16 protein-coding genes and 1 tRNA gene are annotated in these 19996 nt (G+C 63.1%); 10 read left to right on the top strand and 7 right to left on the bottom strand.

The window, feature by feature from the left end:
* Positions 1 to 7 precede the first annotated feature (7 nt).
* Genes frr through fabZ form a run of 8 tightly spaced genes read left to right on the top strand, consistent with a single transcriptional unit; the run spans position 8 to position 8357 of the window.
* Positions 8 to 568: a ribosome recycling factor gene (gene frr / locus C725_RS02470; protein WP_008599949.1), complete on the top strand. Its 561-nt coding sequence runs from the start codon at positions 8 to 10 to the stop codon at positions 566 to 568.
* Positions 565 to 1314 carry an isoprenyl transferase gene (locus C725_RS02465; RefSeq protein ID WP_008599948.1) on the top strand — a complete coding sequence of 250 codons (750 nt, stop codon included), beginning with the start codon at positions 565 to 567 and terminating at the stop codon, positions 1312 to 1314. Before frr ends, C725_RS02465 begins: the two co-directional genes overlap by 4 nt.
* Positions 1301 to 2095: a phosphatidate cytidylyltransferase gene (locus C725_RS02460; RefSeq protein WP_038281061.1), complete on the top strand. Its 795-nt coding sequence runs from the start codon at positions 1301 to 1303 to the stop codon at positions 2093 to 2095. Before C725_RS02465 ends, C725_RS02460 begins: the two co-directional genes overlap by 14 nt.
* A complete protein-coding gene (gene dxr, locus C725_RS02455; protein WP_008599946.1) occupies positions 2095 to 3258 on the top strand; it encodes a 1-deoxy-D-xylulose-5-phosphate reductoisomerase in 1164 nt (387 codons plus the stop codon). Before C725_RS02460 ends, dxr begins: the two co-directional genes overlap by 1 nt.
* Positions 3255 to 4400 carry an RIP metalloprotease RseP gene (gene rseP, locus C725_RS02450; protein WP_008599945.1) on the top strand — a complete coding sequence of 382 codons (1146 nt, stop codon included), beginning with the start codon at positions 3255 to 3257 and terminating at the stop codon, positions 4398 to 4400. The genes dxr and rseP overlap by 4 nt, the downstream gene beginning before the upstream one ends.
* Positions 4401 to 4443: 43 nt before the next feature.
* On the top strand, positions 4444 to 7257 hold the full coding sequence (bamA, locus tag C725_RS02445) for an outer membrane protein assembly factor BamA (RefSeq protein ID WP_008599944.1): 2814 nt from the start codon (positions 4444 to 4446) through the stop codon (positions 7255 to 7257).
* On the top strand, positions 7257 to 7895 hold the full coding sequence (locus tag C725_RS02440) for an OmpH family outer membrane protein (protein ID WP_008599942.1): 639 nt from the start codon (positions 7257 to 7259) through the stop codon (positions 7893 to 7895). The genes bamA and C725_RS02440 overlap by 1 nt, the downstream gene beginning before the upstream one ends.
* Before the next feature lie 6 nt (positions 7896 to 7901).
* Positions 7902 to 8357, top strand: a complete 456-nt coding sequence (fabZ, locus tag C725_RS02435) for a 3-hydroxyacyl-ACP dehydratase FabZ (protein ID WP_008599941.1) — start codon at positions 7902 to 7904, stop codon at positions 8355 to 8357.
* Positions 8358 to 8454: 97 nt separating this feature from the next.
* Here the strand turns inward: fabZ and C725_RS02430 are convergent, their stop codons facing one another.
* From C725_RS02430 to C725_RS02415, 4 genes are read right to left on the bottom strand one after another with little or no spacing between them, the layout of a single operon-like run.
* Positions 8455 to 9627: an isovaleryl-CoA dehydrogenase gene (locus tag C725_RS02430; RefSeq protein WP_008599940.1), complete on the bottom strand. Its 1173-nt coding sequence runs from the start codon at positions 9625 to 9627 to the stop codon at positions 8455 to 8457.
* Between the two features lie 47 nt (positions 9628 to 9674).
* Positions 9675 to 11660 carry an acetyl/propionyl/methylcrotonyl-CoA carboxylase subunit alpha gene (locus C725_RS02425; protein ID WP_008599939.1) on the bottom strand — a complete coding sequence of 662 codons (1986 nt, stop codon included), beginning with the start codon at positions 11658 to 11660 and terminating at the stop codon, positions 9675 to 9677.
* Positions 11653 to 12462, bottom strand: coding sequence for an enoyl-CoA hydratase-related protein (locus tag C725_RS02420; RefSeq protein WP_008599938.1), 810 nt, complete (start codon positions 12460 to 12462; stop codon positions 11653 to 11655). The genes C725_RS02425 and C725_RS02420 overlap by 8 nt, the downstream gene beginning before the upstream one ends.
* A gap of 4 nt (positions 12463 to 12466) precedes the next feature.
* Positions 12467 to 14059, bottom strand: a complete 1593-nt coding sequence (locus C725_RS02415; RefSeq protein WP_008599936.1) for a carboxyl transferase domain-containing protein — start codon at positions 14057 to 14059, stop codon at positions 12467 to 12469.
* Between the two features lie 204 nt (positions 14060 to 14263).
* Here C725_RS02415 and rpmE point away from each other — a divergent pair, with 204 nt between their 5' ends.
* Complete coding sequence (rpmE, locus tag C725_RS02410; RefSeq protein ID WP_008599934.1) at positions 14264 to 14491, top strand: 50S ribosomal protein L31; 228 nt, start codon at positions 14264 to 14266, stop codon at positions 14489 to 14491.
* Between the two features lie 80 nt (positions 14492 to 14571).
* Here rpmE and C725_RS02405 read toward each other — a convergent pair whose 3' ends face one another.
* From C725_RS02405 to C725_RS02395, 3 genes are all read right to left on the bottom strand, one after another.
* Positions 14572 to 16164, bottom strand: coding sequence for an AMP-binding protein (locus tag C725_RS02405; protein WP_008599933.1), 1593 nt, complete (start codon positions 16162 to 16164; stop codon positions 14572 to 14574).
* A 128-nt stretch (positions 16165 to 16292) separates the two neighbouring features.
* Positions 16293 to 18584 carry a CDC48 family AAA ATPase gene (locus tag C725_RS02400; RefSeq protein WP_038281058.1) on the bottom strand — a complete coding sequence of 764 codons (2292 nt, stop codon included), beginning with the start codon at positions 18582 to 18584 and terminating at the stop codon, positions 16293 to 16295.
* 178 nt (positions 18585 to 18762) lie between these two features.
* Positions 18763 to 18852 (bottom strand) — tRNA-Ser (locus C725_RS02395).
* Between the two features lie 79 nt (positions 18853 to 18931).
* On the opposite strand from C725_RS02395, the gene C725_RS02390 reads away from it, so the two are divergent.
* On the top strand, positions 18932 to 19993 hold the full coding sequence (locus C725_RS02390; protein ID WP_008599930.1) for a lytic murein transglycosylase: 1062 nt from the start codon (positions 18932 to 18934) through the stop codon (positions 19991 to 19993).
* Positions 19994 to 19996: the final 3 nt, after the last annotated feature.

The following is a 19996-nucleotide window of genomic DNA, read 5'->3' as shown; positions in this document are numbered from 1 at the left end:
ACGGGCCATGGCTGACGGATATGACAAGAGTGACCTGGAACGCCGCATGGCCGGCGCGGTTGAGGCGCTGAAGGGCGATCTGTCGGGTCTGCGCACGGGCCGGGCCAGCACGGTGCTGCTCGACCCGGTACAGGTCGAGGTGTACGGCGCGAAAATGCCGCTGAATCAGGTGGCCACCGTAACGGCGCCTGAGCCGCGGCTGCTGTCCGTCAACGTGTGGGACAAGTCGAACGTGAACGCCGTCGACAAGGCCATCCGTTCCGCCGGGCTCGGCCTCAATCCCATCGTCGATGGACAGACGCTGCGCCTTCCCATTCCGGATATGACCGAGGAGCGCCGCCGCGAACTTGCCAAGCTTGCCTCTCAATATAGCGAGAAGGCGAAGGTCGCCGTTCGCAATGTCCGCCGCGATGGCATGGAATCGCTGAAGACCGCGGAGAAGAAGGGCGAGATCGGCCAGGACGATCAGAAGCGCGGTGAGGCCGAGGTGCAGAAGATGACGGACGCGCGCATCTCCGAGATCGACGACGTCATGGCGGCCAAGGAAAAGGAAATCATGGCGCAGTGACGGCGCGGCCCGCCTCGAGCGGGGCGGCGGGCCCCGACAGCGCCGGTTCCGGAGCGCCGCGCCATGTTGCCCTCATCATGGATGGCAACGGACGCTGGGCGAAGGCGCGCCGCCTGCCGCGAGTGGCCGGGCACAAGGCGGGTGCCGATTCCGTCCGCAGCGTGGTCGAGGGGGCGCCGGAACTTGGCATCGACGTTCTGACCCTCTACGCTTTTTCGTCGGAAAACTGGAAGCGGCCGCAGGATGAAGTCGGCTATTTGTTCGGCCTGCTGAAACAGTATCTTCTCAGCGAGATTGCCGAACTCGATGCAAATGAAGTCGAGCTGCGTTTCATCGGGGATTGGGAGCAGCTTCCCGGCGAACTGGTGACGCTCCTTCGCGGTGCGCTCGACCGCACGGCGGGCAATAAGGGATTGAAGCTCGTAATCGCGCTCAATTACGGCAGTCAGGACGAGATCCTGCGTGCTGCGCGCAGAATTGCCGTCGACGCGGCCGCCGGCAAGATCGATCCGGACGCCATCGACGAGGCTTTTTTCGAAGCGCACCTCGATACCGCCGGTTTACCACCGCCCGACCTGATCGTGCGGACGTCCGGCGAGATGCGGCTTTCGAACTTTCTGATGTGGCAAGCCGCCTATGCCGAATTCGTGTTCACGCCGACGCTTTGGCCTGATTTCGACAAACATGCCCTTGCGGAAGCGTGCGCTGCGTTCAGAGCGCGCGACAGACGATATGGCGGACTCTGAACCTCGCCCTTCGCTGAGGGTGCGGTACAAGGATCTCGCCCCGCGCGCGATTGTCGGTATCGCGCTGATCGCCATCGCCCTTCTGGGTGGGTGGCAGGGCGGCCTGTTCTTCAACTTCCTGATCGGCCTCGCGGCGCTGCTCATGTTTCGCGAATGGGGGCGCATGCACGGGACGCGCCGTTCTGCCCGGCTGTCGGGTTATGTCGGCATCGCCGCCGCGATGGTCCTGGCGAATGAGGGCCTGATTCTTCTAGGCGCTGCCGCCCTGGCCGTCACGGCGGCGATCTACGCCTTTCGCGACCGCTCGGCGTCCATCGGGATCGTCTATGCCGGCGCGCCGGCGCTGGCGCTGATTTGGCTGCGAAGCCAGGAGCAGGGCATGAGCATCCTGATCTGGACGCTGGCGATCGTGTGGGCGACGGACATCTGTGCCTATTTTGCAGGACGTACCATTGGCGGTCCCAAGCTGGCTCCGCGGATCAGTCCGTCGAAGACCTGGGCGGGGCTGATCGGCGGGATGGCGGGCTCCGCGGCGGTTTCGGCGGGGTTGACCGCTCTTCTGACGCTTCCCTTCTCTTTGGTGCTGGCCATAATCCTCGGTGCGGTTCTGGCCGTTGCAGCGCAAATCGGTGATTTTTATGAAAGCCATCTCAAACGCAGGGCAGGGGTCAAGGATTCAGGCAATCTTCTGCCCGGTCATGGCGGTGTCATGGACCGTCTCGATGGCCTCGTTCCCGTCTCTTTGATCGTCGCCGGTGCAGTCTGGCTGCTGCAGTTCTGATGCGTAGCGTGACGATTTTTGGTGCCACCGGATCGGTCGGCGAAGCGGCGCTTGCCCTGATTGCGCACGATCCTGCGCGGTGGCAGGTCGATACGCTGACCGCGAACACCAATGCCAAGCGTCTGGCGGAGCTTGCAGGGCAATGCGGCGCGCGTCACGTCGTCATTTGCGACGAAAGCAAGCGGGATGAACTGGTCCAGGCCCTCGCGGGAACCGGAGTGGAGGTATCCGCCGGGCGGGCGGCGCTGGTGGAGGCCGCGTCGCGGCCCGTCGAAGTGACGTTGGCGGCCATCGTTGGCGCGGCGGGGCTTCTTCCCACGCTCCGCGCGGCAGAGCGCGGGGGTATCATCGCGATCGCCAATAAGGAGGCGCTTGTTTGCGCCGGACCGTTGATCCTGGCGGCTGCAGCGCGTTCGGGCGCCCGTTTGCTGCCCGTGGACAGCGAACACAACGCGATCTTTCAGGTGTTCGATTTCGAGCGTCCCGAACGCGTCGCCCGCATCATTCTGACGGCCAGCGGCGGACCGTTCCGGCAGATGTCGACCGAGGATATGCGTAGCGTCACGCCCGAACAGGCCGTTGCTCACCCCGTCTGGTCGATGGGCGCGAAAATCTCCGTCGACAGCGCGACGCTGATGAACAAGGGCCTCGAGATGATCGAGGCGGAACGGCTTTTTCCGATCGCAGAGCCGCAGATCGACATCGTCGTGCATCCGCAGTCGATCGTTCATTCGTTCGTCGAATATGTCGACGGTTCGCTCCTCGCGCAGCTCGGCACGCCCGACATGAAGACGCCCATCGCCTATGCCATGGCCTATCCGGACCGAATTGAGACGCCGGCGGAAAAGCTGGACATGATCGCGGCAGCCAAGCTGACGTTCGAGGCCGCAGACGAGCGCCGCTTTCCAGCTCTTCGGCTGGCCCGGGCCGCGCTGAGGGCAGGCGGTTCATCTCCTGTTGTGCTGAATGCCTCTAACGAGGTGGCCGTGGAACGTTTTTTGGATCGCCGCATCGGCTTTCTCGATATTCCGGCGCTGTGCGAAGAAACGCTGGCCGCGGTCGGGAACTGCCCCGCCGGCCACCTTGACGAGGTCGTCGATTGCGACGCGCGGGCGCGTTCGGTAGCGGCGCGCATCGCGGACGAATGGGAGAAACGCGCATGACCGGTGCCATCGAACAGCCCGGTTTTCTGTTCACCGTCCTCATGTTCGTGCTCATGATCGGGCCGCTCGTCGCGGTGCATGAATTCGGGCATTATCTGATGGGCCGGGCCTTCGGAACGCGGATCGACAGCTTCTCCCTCGGTTTCGGCAAGCGGATCGCAAGCTGGACCGACAAGCGCGGGACCGTGTGGCAGGTCGCGGCGCTGCCGCTGGGCGGCTATGTCAAGTTTGCCGGGGACGCGAACGCCGCCGGCGCCGGATCGCAAGGGCTGGACGATATTCCCGAGGAGCAGCGGGACCAGTATTTTGCCTTCAAACCCTTGTGGCAGCGCGCGCTGATCGTGGTGGCGGGGCCGCTGATCAACTTCCTGTTCGCCATCCTGATCTTCGCGGCGTTTCTGCTGATCTATGGGCATTCCTTTCGGCCGCCGGTCGTGGCCGAAGTGATGCCGGACAGCGCGGCTGCCGAGGCGGGCCTGCAGTCCGGCGACCGGATCATTGCCTTCGGCGGTCGGGAGATCGAGAGCTTCCAGGAGCTTGTGGGGGAAGTCACGCTGAATCCGGGGAACAGCACCGAAATATCCTATGTGCGAGGCGATGCCCGCTTCACGGCGGTGCTGACGCCGAAGGTCGTGACGGTGACGGACGCCTTCGGCAATGAGGGGCGGGTCGGCCAGCTCGGCGTCGTTTCGACGCAGGAGGTCGAGGAGCGGTCCGTCGGTCCCGGCGAGGCCTTGGTCCTGGGCACGGAGCAGACATTTCGCGTCGTACGCTCCATGGTCGATCTTCTCGGCTATCTGATTGCTGGGGACCGGAGCGTGAAGGAGCTGGGCGGCCCCCTGAAAATCGCGAAGATTTCGGGCGAGGTCGCCACAGCGGGACCTCCGGCCTTCATCAGTTTGATGGCGCTCATTTCAATAAACCTGGGCTTCATCAACTTGCTGCCCATTCCAATGCTCGACGGCGGGCATCTAGCCCTTTATGCAGCCGAGGGCATTCGCGGGCGTCCACTGCCCGAACAGGCTCAACAATGGGCATTCATGGCAGGCTTCGCGCTCGTGATCTCTTTCATGCTCGTCGTGACGGTGAACGATCTGGCCTCCTTTGGCGTGTGGCAGAGCGCGCTGAAATTGTTCGGGTGACGTCACGCTGGTCAGGCGTATGGGTGAAAAAGGGTATACTGGTTTGATCAACGGTTTTGCCGAAACGCGGTCACGGGCCGTGTCGATCCTTCTGATGGGCGCAGCGCCGTTCGCGCTCTCGGTACCGGCCTATGCACAGGATGCGGGTACGGCGGGCACCGCGTTCGAGGAGTCCGCTCCCGATCCCAATCCGGCGCAGCCTCAACCCCCCGTATCTCCGGATGCCGGGGCGAGCGGCGACCTGGTGGTTCCGGGTACAGTCGGCTCCACAGCGTCCGCTCCGATTTCAGAACCTGCGCCCGTATCTGCGCCGATAAATTCGCCGGCTCCGGCGACGAACGCCGCCGACATCGCGACGCCTGCTGCGAATGCACAGGAAACGCGCACCGTGCGGTCCATCACCATCCGGGGCAGCGAACGCATCGAGCCGGAGACGGTTGCATCCTATACGGGGCTTTCCGCAGGCGACACGTATGACCGTAACCGTCTTGACCAGGCGCTAAAGGCGCTTTTCGATACCTCCCTCTTCGCCGACGCCACCATCACCGACCGGAACGGCGATCTGGTGATCAACGTGCGCGAAAACCCGGTCGTCAACCGCATCATTCTCGAGGACAACCGGCGGCTGAAGGACGATAAGATCGCGCCGGAGATCCGCCTGGCGCCGCGGCAGATCTTCACGCGCGCGAAGGCGCGTAGCGATGTCGCCCGGATCACCGAACTCTACCGGCGCCAAGGGCGCTTCTCGGCTTCCGTCGAACCGCTGATCGTGCCGCTCGACCAGAACCGGGTCGATGTGGTCTTCAAGATCACCGAGGGTCCGAAGTCCAAGGTTCGCAGCATCAACATCATCGGTAACGAGAAGTTTTCCGACGGCGAGCTTCGCGGCGAAATGGCGACGAAGGAAGCCAAGTGGTATCGCATCTTCACTTCGAACGATACGTACGACCCCGATCGATCCGCCTATGACCAGCAGGTTCTCCGCCAGTTCTACCTGACCGAGGGCTATGCCGACTTTCGTGTTGTTTCCTCGGTTGCCGAGCTCACTCCGAACAACGAAGATTTCGTCATCACCTATGTGGTCGATGAGGGCGAGCGCTACGATTTCGGCGAGGTCGGGCTGGAATCCGAGATTCGCGACATCGACGAGAAGGCGTTCCAGTCGCTCCTCGGTATTCGGTCCGGCGATCCGTACAATGCGAAGCTGATCGAGGACGCGATCGACCGCATGCAGGAAACGGCGGGCCTGTTGGGCTATGCCTTTGCCGACGTGCAGCCGCAGTTCACGCGCAACCGCGAAGACCTGACGATGGATGTCGTCTTCGTAATTCGAGAGGCGCCGCGCGTCTATGTCGAGCGGATCGACATCAATGGCAACGTCATCACCAAGGACCGCGTGGTTCGCCGCGAGTTTCGTCTGGTCGAGGGCGATGCATTCAACAGCTTCCTCGTCAAGCGTTCGGAAGCGCGCATCCGCTCGCTGGGCTTCTTCCAGGAAGATCTGGCGATCGAACAGAAGCAGGGTAGCGGTCCGGACAAGGTCATTCTGGAGGTCAACGCCCAGGAGCAGGCCACTGGCGAGCTTCAGCTTTCCGCCGGCTTCTCCAGTCTGGAACGGTTTCTGGTCAGCGGATCCATTCGCCAGAAGAACTTTCGCGGTCTCGGCCAGGAGCTGCGCGCCTCGGTCAACTATTCGAGTTACTCGAAGTCCGTGCAGCTCGGCTTTACCGAGCCCTATCTCTTCGACCGCAACCTTGCGCTTGGCGTCGATCTTTTCCGCCGAGACCTGAACAGCTTCAACTTCCGCAACAGCGATCGCCAATCGACCTATGAGCAGTCGACGACGGGCGGCCAGGTCCGCACCGGCTTCCCGATCACGGAATTCTGGTCGGCGTCGCTGCGTTACAATCTTCAGGTCGACGACATCACGCTCGATCGCGGAGTTTATTTCAGCGATTTCGATGGTTCCGGATCGCTCGATGACGACGAGTGCGATCCGCTTCGCGCCGGCCGCTTCCTCTGCGATGCACTGGGCAACCGTCTGACATCGTCCATCGGGTTCAGCGTTGCTTTCGACAACACCGACAACCGAATCCGCCCGACGCGGGGACAGCGCGTTGTCCTTAGCCAGGATGTGGCGGGTCTTGGCGGCATCAAATATCTCCGCACGACCGTCGACGCGGACAAATATTGGCGGGTGGGCCGCTCCAACTTCATCTTCAATCTCGGCATCGAGGGCGGTTTCATCGCAGGTTATGGCGGCGACGATATTCGTATCAACGACCGCTTCTTCCTGGGCGAACCGCGCATGCGCGGCTTCGACATTCGCGGTCTCGGTCCACGCGTCATCCGGCGCTACTATCAGGAGGCGACAGAGGATACGCCCGGTGCGATTCCCGTCCCGAACCTGAACGGCGAACCCGGCTTTGTCGTGCTGCAGGACGACAGCCGCCGCCGGCAGGACGATGCGCTTGGCGGCGAGGCCTACTATCTCGGCCGCGCGGAATTGCAGGTGCCGATCAGCCAGGGTCTGTCTGAGATGGGCATCCGCCCGTCGCTGTTCGTCGATGTCGGTGCACTGTGGGACGTCGACTTCGATCCCAGCACCCAGCTTATCAATCAGCCGGTTATCGAGCGGACATTCATCGACGAGGACGGAAACGAGGTCGTCGTCGGCTCCCCCGGCGTCGAGGAGCGCTTCTTCGGCGATTCGCCCAGCCCCCGCGTGTCCGTCGGCATCGGCACAAGCTGGAACTCGCCCTTCGGCCCGTTCCGCTTCGATCTCGCCAAGGCTATCGTCAAGCAGGAGGGTGACGATACCCAACTCTTCCAATTCAATGTAGGAACCACGTTCTAATGAAGACTTTGAAGATTCTTGCCGGTGCCGCCGCGCTGGCTTCCGCTTCGCTTTCCGTCGCCGCTCCGGTCGCGGCGCAGGTGCAGTCCGTCGCCATCGTCGATGTGGAGGGTGCGATCGTCCAGAGCCAGGCCTATCAGAACGCCGTGCAGGCAATCCGTCAGCAATATGCCTCGCAGATCCAGCAGATCGACACGCGCCGTCAGGCCCTGCAAACGCAGCTTCAGGGCCTGCAGCAGACCTATCAGCAGACCGCTTCGCAGGAAAATGCCGACCAGAACGCGCTGCGGCAGCAGGCGCAGCAGATTCAGCAGGTGCAGCAGGCGGCCCAGCAAGAGCTTGGCACACTGGAGCAGCCGATCAGTCTCGCCCAGGCCTATGCTGCGGAGCAGGTGCAGGTGCAGTTGACCGCTGCCGTGCGCGCGGCGATGCAGCAGGCCGGCGTCGGCATCGTGCTGCGTCCGGAAGCCGCCGTGCTCGCCGCCGATCCCGCTGCAGCCAACCTGACCGACGAGACGGTGGCGCAGCTGAATTCGCTCGTCCAGAGCGTGCAGACGGCGCCGCCGCAGGGCTGGCAGCCTGGCCAGACCCTGCAGGCGGCACGCCAATCCCAGCAGCCGGCACAGCCGCAGCAGTAAGTTTCCGTGGGTCAGGAAGAACTGGGTGCGCTGACGATTCAGGAGATCGTCGGCGCACTGCCGCATCGCTATCCCATGTTGCTTGTCGATCGGGTCGAGACCCTGACGAAGGGGGAGACCATTCGCGCCGTGAAGGGCGTGACGATGAACGAGCCCTTCTTTCAGGGGCATTTCCCCGGCCGTCCGATCATGCCGGGCGTCCTGCAGGTAGAGGCGCTAGCTCAGGCCGCCGGCATCCTTGCGATGAAGACGTTGGGTTCGGAGGCGGAGGGCAAGCTCGTCTACTTCATGGCCATCGAGGCGGCGAAATTCCGAGCGCCCGTCGAGCCGGGCTGCCTTCTCCATCTCGATGTCGCGTTCGTGCAACAGCGGGCGAAAGTGTGCAAGTTCGCCGGCAAGGCTTCGGTCGATGGCAGGACCACAGCTGAGGCGAGTTTCACGGCAATGATTGCCGACGCCTGAGCCGCTCGCGCGCGTTCAGTTCAGCTCAGGAACGGGCGTCGTCCTCATTGCGAAGGCGGGCGCCCTTTCTGTTTTCTGCCCCCATTGCGCCCAATGATCAGGCGGTTTCCTCGAACAGCTCCCGCCCGATCAGGTAGCGCCGGATTTCGCTCGTACCCGCGCCGATCTCATACAGTTTTGCGTCGCGCAGCAATCGGCCGGTTGGATATTCGTTGATGTAACCATTGCCGCCGAGGGCCTGGATCGCCTCCAATGCGCAGCGGGTTGCCTGTTCGGCGGAATAGAGAATGGCACCCGCGGCATCCTTGCGCGCGGTTTCTCCCCGATCGCACGCTTCCGCGACGGCATAGACATAGGCCCGGGCCGTGTTCAGCGCGACATACATGTCCGCGATCTTTCCCTGCATGAGCTGGAACTCGCCAATGGGTTTTCCGAACTGCTTGCGCTCGTGGGCATAGGGAATGACCACATCAAGGCAGGCTTGCATGATCCCGAGCGGTCCACCGGACAGAACGACCCGTTCGTAATCGAGGCCGGACATCAAGACCTGGGCGCCGCGCCCTTCTTCACCCAGGACGTTGTCATACGGCACCTCGCAATTTTCGAACACCAGTTCGCAAGTGTCGGATCCGCGCATCCCGAGCTTGTCCAGCTTTTGCGCGGTCGAGAAGCCGGGCATATCGCGTTCGATCAGGAATGCGGTGATACCCTTCGGGCCGGCGGCCGGGTCGGTCTTCGCATAAACGACCAGCGTGCTCGCCTCGGGACCGTTGGTAATCCACATCTTGTTGCCGGTGAGAACGTAACGGTCGTTACGCTTTTCGGCCCGCAGTTTCATCGACACCACGTCCGAACCGGCGCCGGGTTCGGACATGGCGAGGGACCCGACATGCTCGCCGGAAATCAGGGGCGGAAGATATTTCCGCTTCTGCGCGTCGGTGCCCCAGCGCGCGATCTGGTTGATGCAAAGGTTGGAGTGCGCACCGTAGCTGAGCCCGACCGAGGCGGATGCACGGCTGATCTCCTCCATCGCGATGGTATGCGCCAAATAGCCAAGCCCGGCTCCGCCAAACGCCTCGGGCACCGTGATTCCGTGCAGTCCAAGGTCTCCGAGTGCCGGCCAGAGATCGCGCGGGAAGCGGTTCGTGGCATCGATTTCGGCCGCGCGCGGCGCCAGATTGTCCTTTGCCCAGCCACGTACGCTGTCGCGCAGCATGTCGATGGTCTCGCCGTGATTGAATTGCAGGGTCTTCACGTCGTTGGTCCTCATCTTCAAAGCATGTTCAAGCGGCTACAACGCCGTAGTGGGGGCAGGGGTCAGTCAGCCGGTTCTATCGTCAGCAGGACAGCACCTTCGCTAACCTGGTTGCCCTCGGTGATGCTGAGGTCGACAACGCGGCCGCCGATGGGCGCCGTCAGGCGGTTCTCCATCTTCATCGCCTCCAGCACCAGAAGCCGTTCGCCCGCTTCGACCATTTTGCCGTTCTCGACGAACAGATTCAGGACACGGCCGGGCATGGGCGCCACGACGCTTCCGTCGCCTCCCGCGGGTCCCTCCACCGCTGCAGCCGATGTCCCATAGCGCCGGGCCTCTCCGCCGATACGGACCTCGAGCGAGTCTTCATCGAAGACCACAATAGCAAGCATCGGCGTTCCGTCCACGACGGCCTCGATATGAGTATCGTCGCGCCAGCGACCGCTAAGCATTTCGGAACTGTCGCAACCACTGACGCGGTAGCCGCCATCCGCGCGCTCCAGCATCAGATGCATGGGTTCGCCGTCCTCGGGGAAGAGATCGACGTAGCGGCGGGCCGGCAGATTCATCCTCCAGCCGGGGAAGTCCGAAAAGAGCGTCGGCGCGTCCGCTTTGCCGCGCGGAAGTGTCAGGGCAAGCGCGGCGACTGCAGCCGCCGGCCCGGAAGCGTCAGGCAGTTCGGTCAGCGCTTCCAGCCTCTGTTCAATGAGGCCGGTATGAACTGCGCCGCTGCGAAATTCCCCGTCGTCGATCAGCCGGGCGAGGAACGCCCGATTCGTCTTCACACCTTCGACGATCGTTGCGTCGAGCGCCGACACGAGCCGATCGATCGCAGCGTCGCGGCTGGGACCGCAGGCGATGACCTTGGCGATCATCGGGTCGTAATGCACTGTCACGGCACCGCCCTCCTCGACGCCGCTGTCGATGCGCACGCCTCCGGACTCGCGAGGGAAATCGAGCCGGTCCAGGGGGCCTGTGGAGGGCAGGAAGCCGGTGGCCGGGTCCTCCGCATAGAGCCGGGCCTCGACCGCATGGCCAGAGACCGAAAGCTCTTCCTGACACTTGGGGAGAGATTCCCCGCGCGCGACCCGAATCTGCCATTCGACAAGGTCTGTGCCGGTGATGAGCTCCGTGACTGGATGCTCCACCTGAAGACGCGTGTTCATCTCCATGAAGTAGAACGGATTATCTCCATTCTCATCGGTCGTTTCCGTATCGAGAATGAACTCGATCGTGCCCGCGCCCAGATAGTCGATCGCCTTTGCGGCCCGAACCGCTGCTTCACCAAGCGCCTGACGGGTACGCGGCGACAGGCCCGGAGCGGGCGCTTCCTCGACGACCTTCTGATGCCGGCGCTGCAGAGAACAGTCGCGTTCGAACAGATGGACGACATTCCCCTTTGCGTCGCCGAACACCTGAACCTCGACATGGCGGGGGCGCTGGATCAGCCTCTCGATAAGGACATTGTCGTTGCCGAAGCTGGCTTCGCCCTCCCGCTTTGCAGCGATGAGCGCATCGGCGAACTCCGCCTCGCTATCGACGCGGCGCATGCCCTTGCCACCGCCGCCGGCCACCGCCTTGATCAGGAGGGGATAGCCGACCGACTGCGCCGCCTTTTCGAGACGCTGCAAGGATTGGTCCTCGCCCTGATAACCCGGCGTGACGGGAACCCCGGCCTTCTTCATCAGGGCTTTTGCAGCATCCTTCAGTCCCATGCGTTCGATGGACGTGGCCTTCGGCCCCACAAAGAGAATCCCCGCTTCGGACAGAGCACGCGCAAAGGCGGCGTTTTCCGACAGAAATCCATAGCCCGGATGAACTGCATCCGCACCCGTTCGCCTCGCGGCGTCGACGATCCGATCGATCCGCAAGTAGGACTCCGCCGCGGGGGCAGGACCGATGTGCACGGCCTCGTCGGCGTCACGCACGTGCGGCGCGTCGCGGTCGGCATCGGAATAGACCGCAACCGTCTCGATGCCCATGCGCCGCGCGGTGCGAATGACGCGCCTTGCAATCTCCCCGCGATTGGCGATCAAAAGCTTACGCATCGGGATTCCAGTTCGGTTTGCGCTTTTCAAGAAAGGCGGAGAGACCCTCCCGGCCTTGGGCCGACGCGCGGCGCTTGGCGATCCGCTTCGCGCTGTCCGCGCGAAGTTCGTCGGTAATCTCACGCCCGGCATAATCGTCGACCAGCTCGCGCGCGGCAGTCACTGCGCCTGGGGCGGCTTCGAGGATCAGGTCCACCCACGTCGCGACCTGGGCATCCGCTGCCTTTTCGTCCGCGACGGCGCGGTGCACCAGTCCCCACGCCTCCGCTTCAGAAGCGCCGAACGGTTCCGCGCTCATGAAAAGCTGCCGGCTGCGACGCGGCCCCAATGCCGAGATTACAAACGGCGAGATAGTGGCCGGCGTAAGTCCCAGCCGAACTTCCGACAGTCGAAAGGTCGCGCCGTCGATCGCAACAACCATGTGCGAGCAAGCGATCAGGCCGACGCCTCCGCCATAAACGCCGCCTTTCGCAACGGCGATGACCGGCGCCGGACAAGTGGAAATACTTTGCAGCATGTCGGAAAGCCTTCGGCCATCCTGTTGATTTTCCTCGTCCGTCCAGCCTCCCGCCGACTTCATATACTCAAGGTCTGCACCGGCGGAGAAACTTTTCCCCTCCCCGCGCAGTACGACGGCCCGAACCGCAGGCATGTTCGCGACGGCCGTGAATGCCTGATGCAAGGCCGCGATCAGTTCCGCGTTGAACGCATTGTGGCGCTCCGGCCGGTTCATCGTCAGCCGCGCGACATTATTCTCGTCGAGCGTCGCATCAAGGATCGGGGACGAAGGAAGCTTGCCCATCAGGTCACATCCGAAACACGCCAAAGCGCGTTTCTCCGACGGGCTTCTGCAGTGCGGCTTCCAGCCCGAGCGTCACGACGGTCCGCGTATCGGCGGGGTCGATGATGCCGTCATCCCACAGGCGCGCCGAGGAATAATAGGGGTGGCCCTGCGCCTCGTACTGCTCGCGAATGGGCGCCTTGAAGGCTTCGCGCTCGCGTTCGTTCTCGAACCCGCCCCGCTTCACTTCGGCAAGGACGGAGGCGGCCTGTTCGCCGCCCATCACGCTGATGCGCGCATTCGGCCACATCCACAGAAAATTGGGATCGTAGGCTCGCCCGCACATGCCGTAATTGCCGGCGCCGAAGCTGCCACCGATGACGACCGTCAGTTTCGGGACCGAGGCGCAGGCAACCGCGGTGACCAGCTTTGCCCCGTGCCGGGCGATCCCCTCATTCTCGTAACGCTTGCCGACCATGAAACCGCTGATGTTTTGAAGGAACAGGAGCGGAATCTTTCGCTGGCAGCACAGCTCTATGAAATGTGCCCCCTTTTGGGCGCTTTCAGAAAACAGGATGCCGTTATTGGCGATGATGCCAACCGGCAGCCCATTGATATGCGCGAACCCCGTGATGAGAGTCTCGCCGTAGAGCGGCTTGAATTCATCGAGAGAGCTGTCGTCGACAATGCGGGCAATGATCTCCCGCGCGTCCATTTGCTGGCGCGTGTCAGTCGGAACGAGCCCGTAAATCTCCTGCGGGTCGAAGCGCGGATTCCTCGCCTCCCGCCGGTTCACGTTCGCTGGCTGACGCGGGGGGAGGGTGGCCGCAATCTGCCGGGCCAGGCGAAGGGCATCCTGATCGTCGGCCGCCAAATGGTCGGCAACGCCGGAGAGACGGGCATGGACATCGCCGCCACCCAATTCCTCGGCTGTCACTTCTTCTCCGGTCGCCGCCTTTACCAGTGGCGGCCCGCCCAGAAAGATCGTGCCCTGTTCCTTCACAATGATCGTCTGATCGGACATGGCCGGAACATAGGCGCCGCCCGCCGTGCAGGACCCCATGACGACGGCGATCTGCGCTATGCCCTCCGAAGACATGGTCGCCTGATTGTAGAAGATGCGTCCAAAATGCTCGCGGTCCGGAAACACCTCGTCCTGATTGGGGAGGTTCGCGCCTCCGCTGTCCACCAGATAGATGCAGGGAAGGCCATTCTGGCGGGCGATCGCCTGCGCCCGCAGATGCTTCTTCACCGTCAGGGGGTAATAGGTCCCGCCCTTCACCGTGGCATCATTGCACACGACGACGCACAGCCGGCCGGAAACTTGGCCCAGGCCGGTGATGAGGCCAGCAGCCGGAACATCGTCCTCGTAGACACCGTGCGCGGCCAGGAGCGAGAACTCCAGAAATGCCGTTCCGGGGTCGAGCAGGCGTTCGACCCGCTCGCGCGGAAGCAATTTTCCGCGATCGACATGCTTTTCGCGGGCGCGGGCCGGGCCGCCCTCCGCCAAGGTGGAAGAGAGGGAGCGAAGGTCCTCCAGCAGCGCACGCATGGCGACATCATTGGCTTTGACAGCCGGATCGCCGGACGGGAGGGAGGTGCCGATTTGGCGTGACATGACAGGGCTATAGGCGCCGTATCCCGCATTCTCAAGCGTCGTCCCCGTTCACCCGACGCTGCCATGCGTCAGTTCGCCGCCCGCGGTTGCGTCGGCATCCGTTTTTCCTTATTGAGCGCGCTTCCCGCGAATTTCGCGATCCATCCTCGTGCCGGCGGTCGGAAACCGGCGGCGCCGTAGAGGCAGTTTAGGAACGACAGAGAGATGAAGAACGAGATCCACCCCGATTATCACACCATCACGGTCGAGATGACGGACGGTACGACGTACGAAACGCGCTCCACCTGGGGCAAGGAAGGCGACACGCTGAAGCTGGAGATCGACTCCACCTCGCATCCCGCCTGGACCGGCGGCAACGCCAAGCTGATGGATGCCGGCGGTCGCCTCGCCAAGTTCAACAAGCGCTTCGGCAATATTTCCTTCAAGAAGTAAGCGTCTTCAAGGAGAGCGAGAATCAGGGGCGGGCCGATCATTCGAGCGGTCCGTCCCTTTTGCATGCGCTGATGAACCGGTCAGGCTGCGAACAGAATCTTTGCCGCAGCATAGTCAGCCTTGCCGTTCGGTGCGCGCGGCACTCGCTCCACGATCTTAATGCCTTTCGGCGCCTTATAGGCTGCCAGACCGCTGCGCACGTGAGAGATCAGCTCCTCGGGTGCAACGGAGCTGACGGTATGCACCACCGCGCTGACGGCGCTGCCCCATCTGTCGTCGGGCGTTCCGAACACCAGTGCATCGTCGACGGCCGGGTGTGACTTCAGCGCTTCCTCCACCTCTTCGGGATAGACCTTTTCTCCGCCGGTGTTGATGCACTGATTGCCGCGACCCATCAGGATGATCGTTCCGTCCGCATCGATCCGCGCATGATCGCCCGCAAGGGAGTATCGCTTCCCGTCTATGGTCAGAAACGTGGAGGCCGTCTTGTCCGCATCGCGATAATAGCCGCGCGGGATCAGGCCGCCGCGTGCGATCCGTCCTGTGCGCGGATCGCCGGGCTCGATCGGTTTTAGATCCTCGTCGACCAGGATCGTGTCCGGGTCGTGCTGAAACCGGGTGGGGGTGCCGACATTGTCGCTTGCCGTGATCGACATCCCCATGCCGAGGCTTTCGGACGATCCAAGCGCGTCAAGGAGCATCATGTTCGGATTGTGGTGCAGCAGGCCGGCCTTGGTTTCCGGCGACCACATTGTGCCGGATGAAATCATGATCTGCAGCGCAGAAATGTCGCCTGCGCGCGTTTCGAGCGAGCGGAGCAGCGGACGTGCAAACGCGTCGCCGACAATCACTGCCCAGTTGGGACGGTGCATTTCGATCAGCGACAGGGCCTCGTCCGGGTCATAGCCTTGCCCCTCGCACAGTACGACGGAACCGCCCGTCGCGAGCGTATAGATCGCGACCAGAAAGCCGGAGCCATGCATGAGCGGGGGAAGGATCAGCGAACGGCGAAGGGTTGAGGGCCGCCGCTGTCCCGCTGCGATCTGGCGCAGCAGTCCAGCAAGGTTCCGGCATGGCGGGTCGCCGGGCATCGCCGCGCCGCCCCCCAGCAGCGCCCAGAGATCGCCCTGATTCCACATGACGCCCTTCGGATGGCCCGTCGTGCCGCCGGTATAGATGAAAAGCATGTCATCGGATCGGTGGCTGACCGCGGGCGCAGCGCGCCTGGCGGCGGTCAGTTCCGCAAACGAGCATGCAAAGTCCGCGGGGTCTCCGCCGACCTGTACGAACAGGCGCACGTTCGTCAGGCGCGGTTGCAATTCTGCTATCAGATCCGCAAACGCCGCGTCGTAGACAATTACGGCTGCATCCGAATTGTCGAGAATGTAGAACAGTTCCTCGCCGGTGTAGCGGTAGTTCACATTCACATGAACCAGTCGCGCTTTAAACCCAGCCCATGTGGTTTCGAGATAGGCTGGAGAGTTGCGCATCAGATGCGCGACCTTGTCCCCGGGCGTTGCGCCGGCGGCAAGGAATGCGGCTGCCAGTGCATCGGTGCGATCGTCAAAGGCACCCCATCCGATGGTGCGTCCGCCATGAAAAATTGCCGGCGCGGCTCGATCGATCGTGCGGGACAGGGACGACGCCACTTCCCCAAAACTCAGTTGCTGCATGGGCCGATCCTCCTGCGTGGATCATGCAGCGAGTGCAGCGAGACCGCCGCTCACAAAAAGAGAAGGGGCGCATCGTGCGATACGCCCCTCTGATTCATAGTAGGTTCCGCGTTGACGATCGGTGTTCGTCAGTCCTCCCTCATGCGCGGTGCAATGAAGCCGATGGACTGGGCCGCAGCGGCATCCTGTTTCAGATGTTTCTGCATGCGCTCATATTCCGCTTCCATCTCTTCCGTGACGGAGGGGCGGCTTTCGGCGAGCGCCTTTTCGAAATCCGCTTTTTCGACGTGGGTGTCGCCCGGCTCGCGAAGGTCGCGACGTAGCGCCTCCAGTCCCGCGCGGCGAACGAGATCCTCCAGATCCGCGCCCGTGTAGCGGTCGGTGCGACTGGCAATCTCCTCAAGATCGACATCATCCGAAAGCGGCATTTTGGCGCTTTGAATGCCAAGAATTTTTTCCCGCCCGAGCCGGTCGGGCACCGGAATGTAGACGAGCTCGTCGAAACGTCCGGGCCTTAGCAGAGCCGGGTCGAGCAGCGTGGGCCGGTTCGTTGCGCCGATCACGACGACCGACTGCAGCTCTTCCAGCCCGTCCATTTCCGCAAGGATGGTATTGACGATCCTCTCCGTCACTTGCGGCTCGCCAAGTCCGCCGCCGCGCGCCGGGGCCAGACTGTCGATCTCGTCGATGAAGATGATCGCAGGCGCCACCTGCCGCGCGCGGGCGAAAAGGCGGCTGACTTGCTGTTCGGACTCGCCGTACCATTTCGACAGAAGGTCTGAGGACTTGGTCGAGATGAAGTTCGCTTCCGCCTCGCGTGCGACCGCCTTGGCAAGGAGTGTCTTGCCGGTGCCGGGGGGGCCATAGAACAGGAAACCGGAGGCAGGACGGATCCCCAGACGCCGGAATGCCTCTGGGTTTTTCAGAGGTAACTCGATACCCTCTCGCAGCTTGCTCCGAACCTCATCGAGGCCGCCAATATCGCTCCAGGATAGGTCCGGCGCCTGAATCATGATCTCGCGCAGGGCCGACGGCTGCACGCGCTTCAGGGCCGCGACGAAATCGGACCTCTGAACGTCTAGCTTCTCCAGAACCTCGTTCGGGATCGTATTCTCTTCCAGGTCGATCTCCGGCAGCATTCGCCGCAGGGCTTCAATCGCAGCTTCGCGGGAAAGAGCCGCGATGTCGGCGCCGACGAAGCCATAGGCACTGCGCGCAAGTTCATCGAGGTCCACATCATCGCCAAGCGGCATGCCGCGCGTGTGGATGCCAAGTATCTCTCGCCGTCCTGCCTGATCGGGAACGCCGACGACGATCTCCCGGTCAAAGCGGCCCGGTCGGCGCAGGGCCTCGTCGACGGCGTCCGGCCGGTTTGTCGCGGCGATGACCACCGTGTTCTGCCGCGGCTTGATGCCGTCCATCAAGGTCAGCAGCGTCGCAACGAGGCGCCGTTCCATCTCGCCGCGCACCTCATCTCGCTTCGGGGCGATCGAGTCGATTTCGTCGATGAAGATGATGGAGGGGGCATTCTGGTCCGCCTCCTCGAAAATTTCGCGCAGCCGCTTTTCGGATTCGCCATATTGGCTGCCGATGATTTCCGGCCCGGCGATCTGCAGGAAGTGCGCTTCCGACTCGTTTGCAACCGCGCGGGCCAGGCGTGTCTTGCCGGTGCCGGGAGGGCCATAGAGCAGCACGCCCTTGGGCGGGTCGACGCCAAGGCGCTGGAACAGTTCCGGATGCCGCAATGGCAGTTCCACCATTTCGCGCACCTGATCGATCGTGCTGCCGAGGCCGCCAAGATCGTCATAGGTGACGTCGATCCGGCGTCCTTCTTTCGGCGCCTCATATTCCGGGCGAAGCTCGACCTCCGTATTCTCGTCAATGGCGACGATGCCTTGCGGCGCGGCCGATACGACCACCAGGCGGATTTCCTGCAAACCGTAAGACCGGCGCGCCAATTGCTGTTGCATGGCCGGCGGCATGCGTGGGTCGATCTGGGCCTGTTGCCGTCCGACGGTGGCCACCACATCGCCGGGCGTGAGGGGACGGCCGGCGAAGAAACGCTTGAGCCCGTCCGTCGGGGCGGCAAGGCGCATATCCTGCTGCGCAGGCGCAAAGACGATACGCGTGGCCGGCTTCACCTCGGCCGCGCGGATATGGACGAACTCGCCAGAAGAGGCGCCGGCATTCGCGCGCAGCAGGCCGTCGAGCCTGATGACGTCGAGGCCCTCGTCCTCACTATACGGACCCATGGCGACCGCCGTCGTCAGCCGCTCGCCTTCTATCGCTATCGGCGTGCCTTCGCCTATGCCAAGTTCGGCCAAGGTTTTCAGCGGTATGCGCGCAATGCCGCGACCGGCGTCCCCCGATCGTGCGTTGGCCACCTGAAGTTTGATCGTGTTGTCTCCGCGGTCAGCCATCGAACGCAAATCTCCTCTTTTCCTGTGTCCAACGGGAGGAGCAGAGGCCCGTTCCGCTGTCCGTTCGTCAAATGGGTCTGGCAGATGGGGCCGCTCGGGCAAACCGGCAAGGTGATAACGCAGGTTATCGGGGCGCTGCGGCGGAGAATCCGTTTTCGTTCATCGCAGTGTTAGGGGATGGCGGGCAGGGTGGGATTCGAACCCACGATGGGCTTGCACCCATGCCGGTTTTCAAGACCGGTGCATTCAACCGCTCTGCCACCTGCCCGGGGGCGCTTGCGCCGATTGGCGCATCCCTTAGCGGGCGAGTGCGTTCGGGGTCAAAGCGAAAGGCAAAGGGGAAAGACATGCGGAAAATTCTGACGGTCGCGGGTGCGGCGCTTCTGATGCTCAGCGGCTCCGCCATGGCCCAAACCGTCGACCCGAACCGCGCCGCGCAGGCCGATCCTGAAGGCGCGTTCCAGTCCTGGCTGCAGACGTTTCGGACCCGCGCGCTGCAGGAGGGCATTAGCCCCGCGACACTGGACCGCGAGCTTTCCAATCTGGAGCTGAGCGAGCGGACCATCGAACTGGATCGCAGGCAGCCGGACGTGGGTCCGGGACGTTCGCTTTACAGCGACTATATCGCCCGCCGCCTGACGCAGCCTCGTATCGACGGGGGCGTGCGCCTTTATCCGCAGGTGGCGCCTACCCTGGAGAAGGCCGAGGCTGAATATGGGGTGCCGGGCGAGATCGTCCTTGCGATCTGGGGCATGGAAACGAGCTATGGTGCCGTGACCGGAAATTTCGATGTCGTCCGCTCGCTTGCTTCCCTGGCCTTTGACGGGCGACGGGAAGCCTTGTTCACCAAGGAACTTGTGGCGGCCCTGAAGATCATCGACGCCAATGACGCCAGCCGAAGCCGAATGACGGGAAGCTGGGCCGGGGCCATGGGCAATTCCCAGTTCCTGCCGACCTCCTACCTGACCTATGCCGTCGACTTCGATGGCGATGGACATCCGAACATCTGGGGCAGCGAGTCCGATACCATCGCATCGATCGCCAATTATCTGAAGCAGAATGGCTGGCAGCGTGGCGGCGAGTGGGCGATTCCGGTGAACGTCCCGCAAAGTCTGAATCGCGAAGCGGTCCGCAACCCGACGCCGCCCACGAAGTGTGTGGCGGTGATGGAGAAGCACAGCCGCTGGATGCCGATCTCGGAATGGAAAAAGCTTGGTGTGGCTGCGGAAGAGGGACGAACCCTGCCGTCCGACGATACGCTGGCCACGCTTTTGGAAGTCGACGGAGAAGGCACCGGCGCGCATCTGACATTCCAGAACTATCGCGCGCTTCTCGATTATAATTGCTCGAACTTCTACGCCTTGTCCGTGGGTCAGCTGGCTGACGAGATCGCCGCGCGAACCCAGTAGGCT

Source organism: Pacificimonas flava (assembly GCF_000342165.1).
Classification (GTDB): Bacteria; Pseudomonadota; Alphaproteobacteria; order Sphingomonadales; family Sphingomonadaceae; genus Pacificimonas; species Pacificimonas flava.
The sequence above is the reverse complement of the archived record's forward strand: the minus strand, read 5'-3'. Positions and strand labels throughout refer to the sequence as shown.

Bases quoted from the DNA above. Each gene is read 5' to 3' on its own strand.
- C725_RS02430 (WP_008599940.1), bottom strand. From the start codon at position 9,627: ATGAGGACCAACGACGTGAAGACCCTGCAATTCAATCACGGCGAGACC.
- C725_RS02460 (WP_038281061.1), top strand. From the start codon at position 1,301: ATGGCGGACTCTGAACCTCGCCCTTCGCTGAGGGTGCGGTACAAGGAT.
- rpmE (WP_008599934.1), top strand. From the start codon at position 14,264: ATGAAGAACGAGATCCACCCCGATTATCACACCATCACGGTCGAGATG.
- C725_RS02420 (WP_008599938.1), bottom strand. From the start codon at position 12,462: ATGGGCAAGCTTCCTTCGTCCCCGATCCTTGATGCGACGCTCGACGAG.
- C725_RS02405 (WP_008599933.1), bottom strand. From the start codon at position 16,164: ATGCAGCAACTGAGTTTTGGGGAAGTGGCGTCGTCCCTGTCCCGCACG.
- C725_RS02400 (WP_038281058.1), bottom strand. From the start codon at position 18,584: ATGGCTGACCGCGGAGACAACACGATCAAACTTCAGGTGGCCAACGCA.
- C725_RS02425 (WP_008599939.1), bottom strand. From the start codon at position 11,660: ATGCGTAAGCTTTTGATCGCCAATCGCGGGGAGATTGCAAGGCGCGTC.
- C725_RS02440 (WP_008599942.1), top strand. From the start codon at position 7,257: ATGAAGACTTTGAAGATTCTTGCCGGTGCCGCCGCGCTGGCTTCCGCT.
- C725_RS02390 (WP_008599930.1), top strand. From the start codon at position 18,932: ATGCGGAAAATTCTGACGGTCGCGGGTGCGGCGCTTCTGATGCTCAGC.
- dxr (WP_008599946.1), top strand. From the start codon at position 2,095: ATGCGTAGCGTGACGATTTTTGGTGCCACCGGATCGGTCGGCGAAGCG.
- frr (WP_008599949.1), top strand. From the start codon at position 8: ATGGCTGACGGATATGACAAGAGTGACCTGGAACGCCGCATGGCCGGC.
- C725_RS02415 (WP_008599936.1), bottom strand. From the start codon at position 14,059: ATGTCACGCCAAATCGGCACCTCCCTCCCGTCCGGCGATCCGGCTGTC.
- rseP (WP_008599945.1), top strand. From the start codon at position 3,255: ATGACCGGTGCCATCGAACAGCCCGGTTTTCTGTTCACCGTCCTCATG.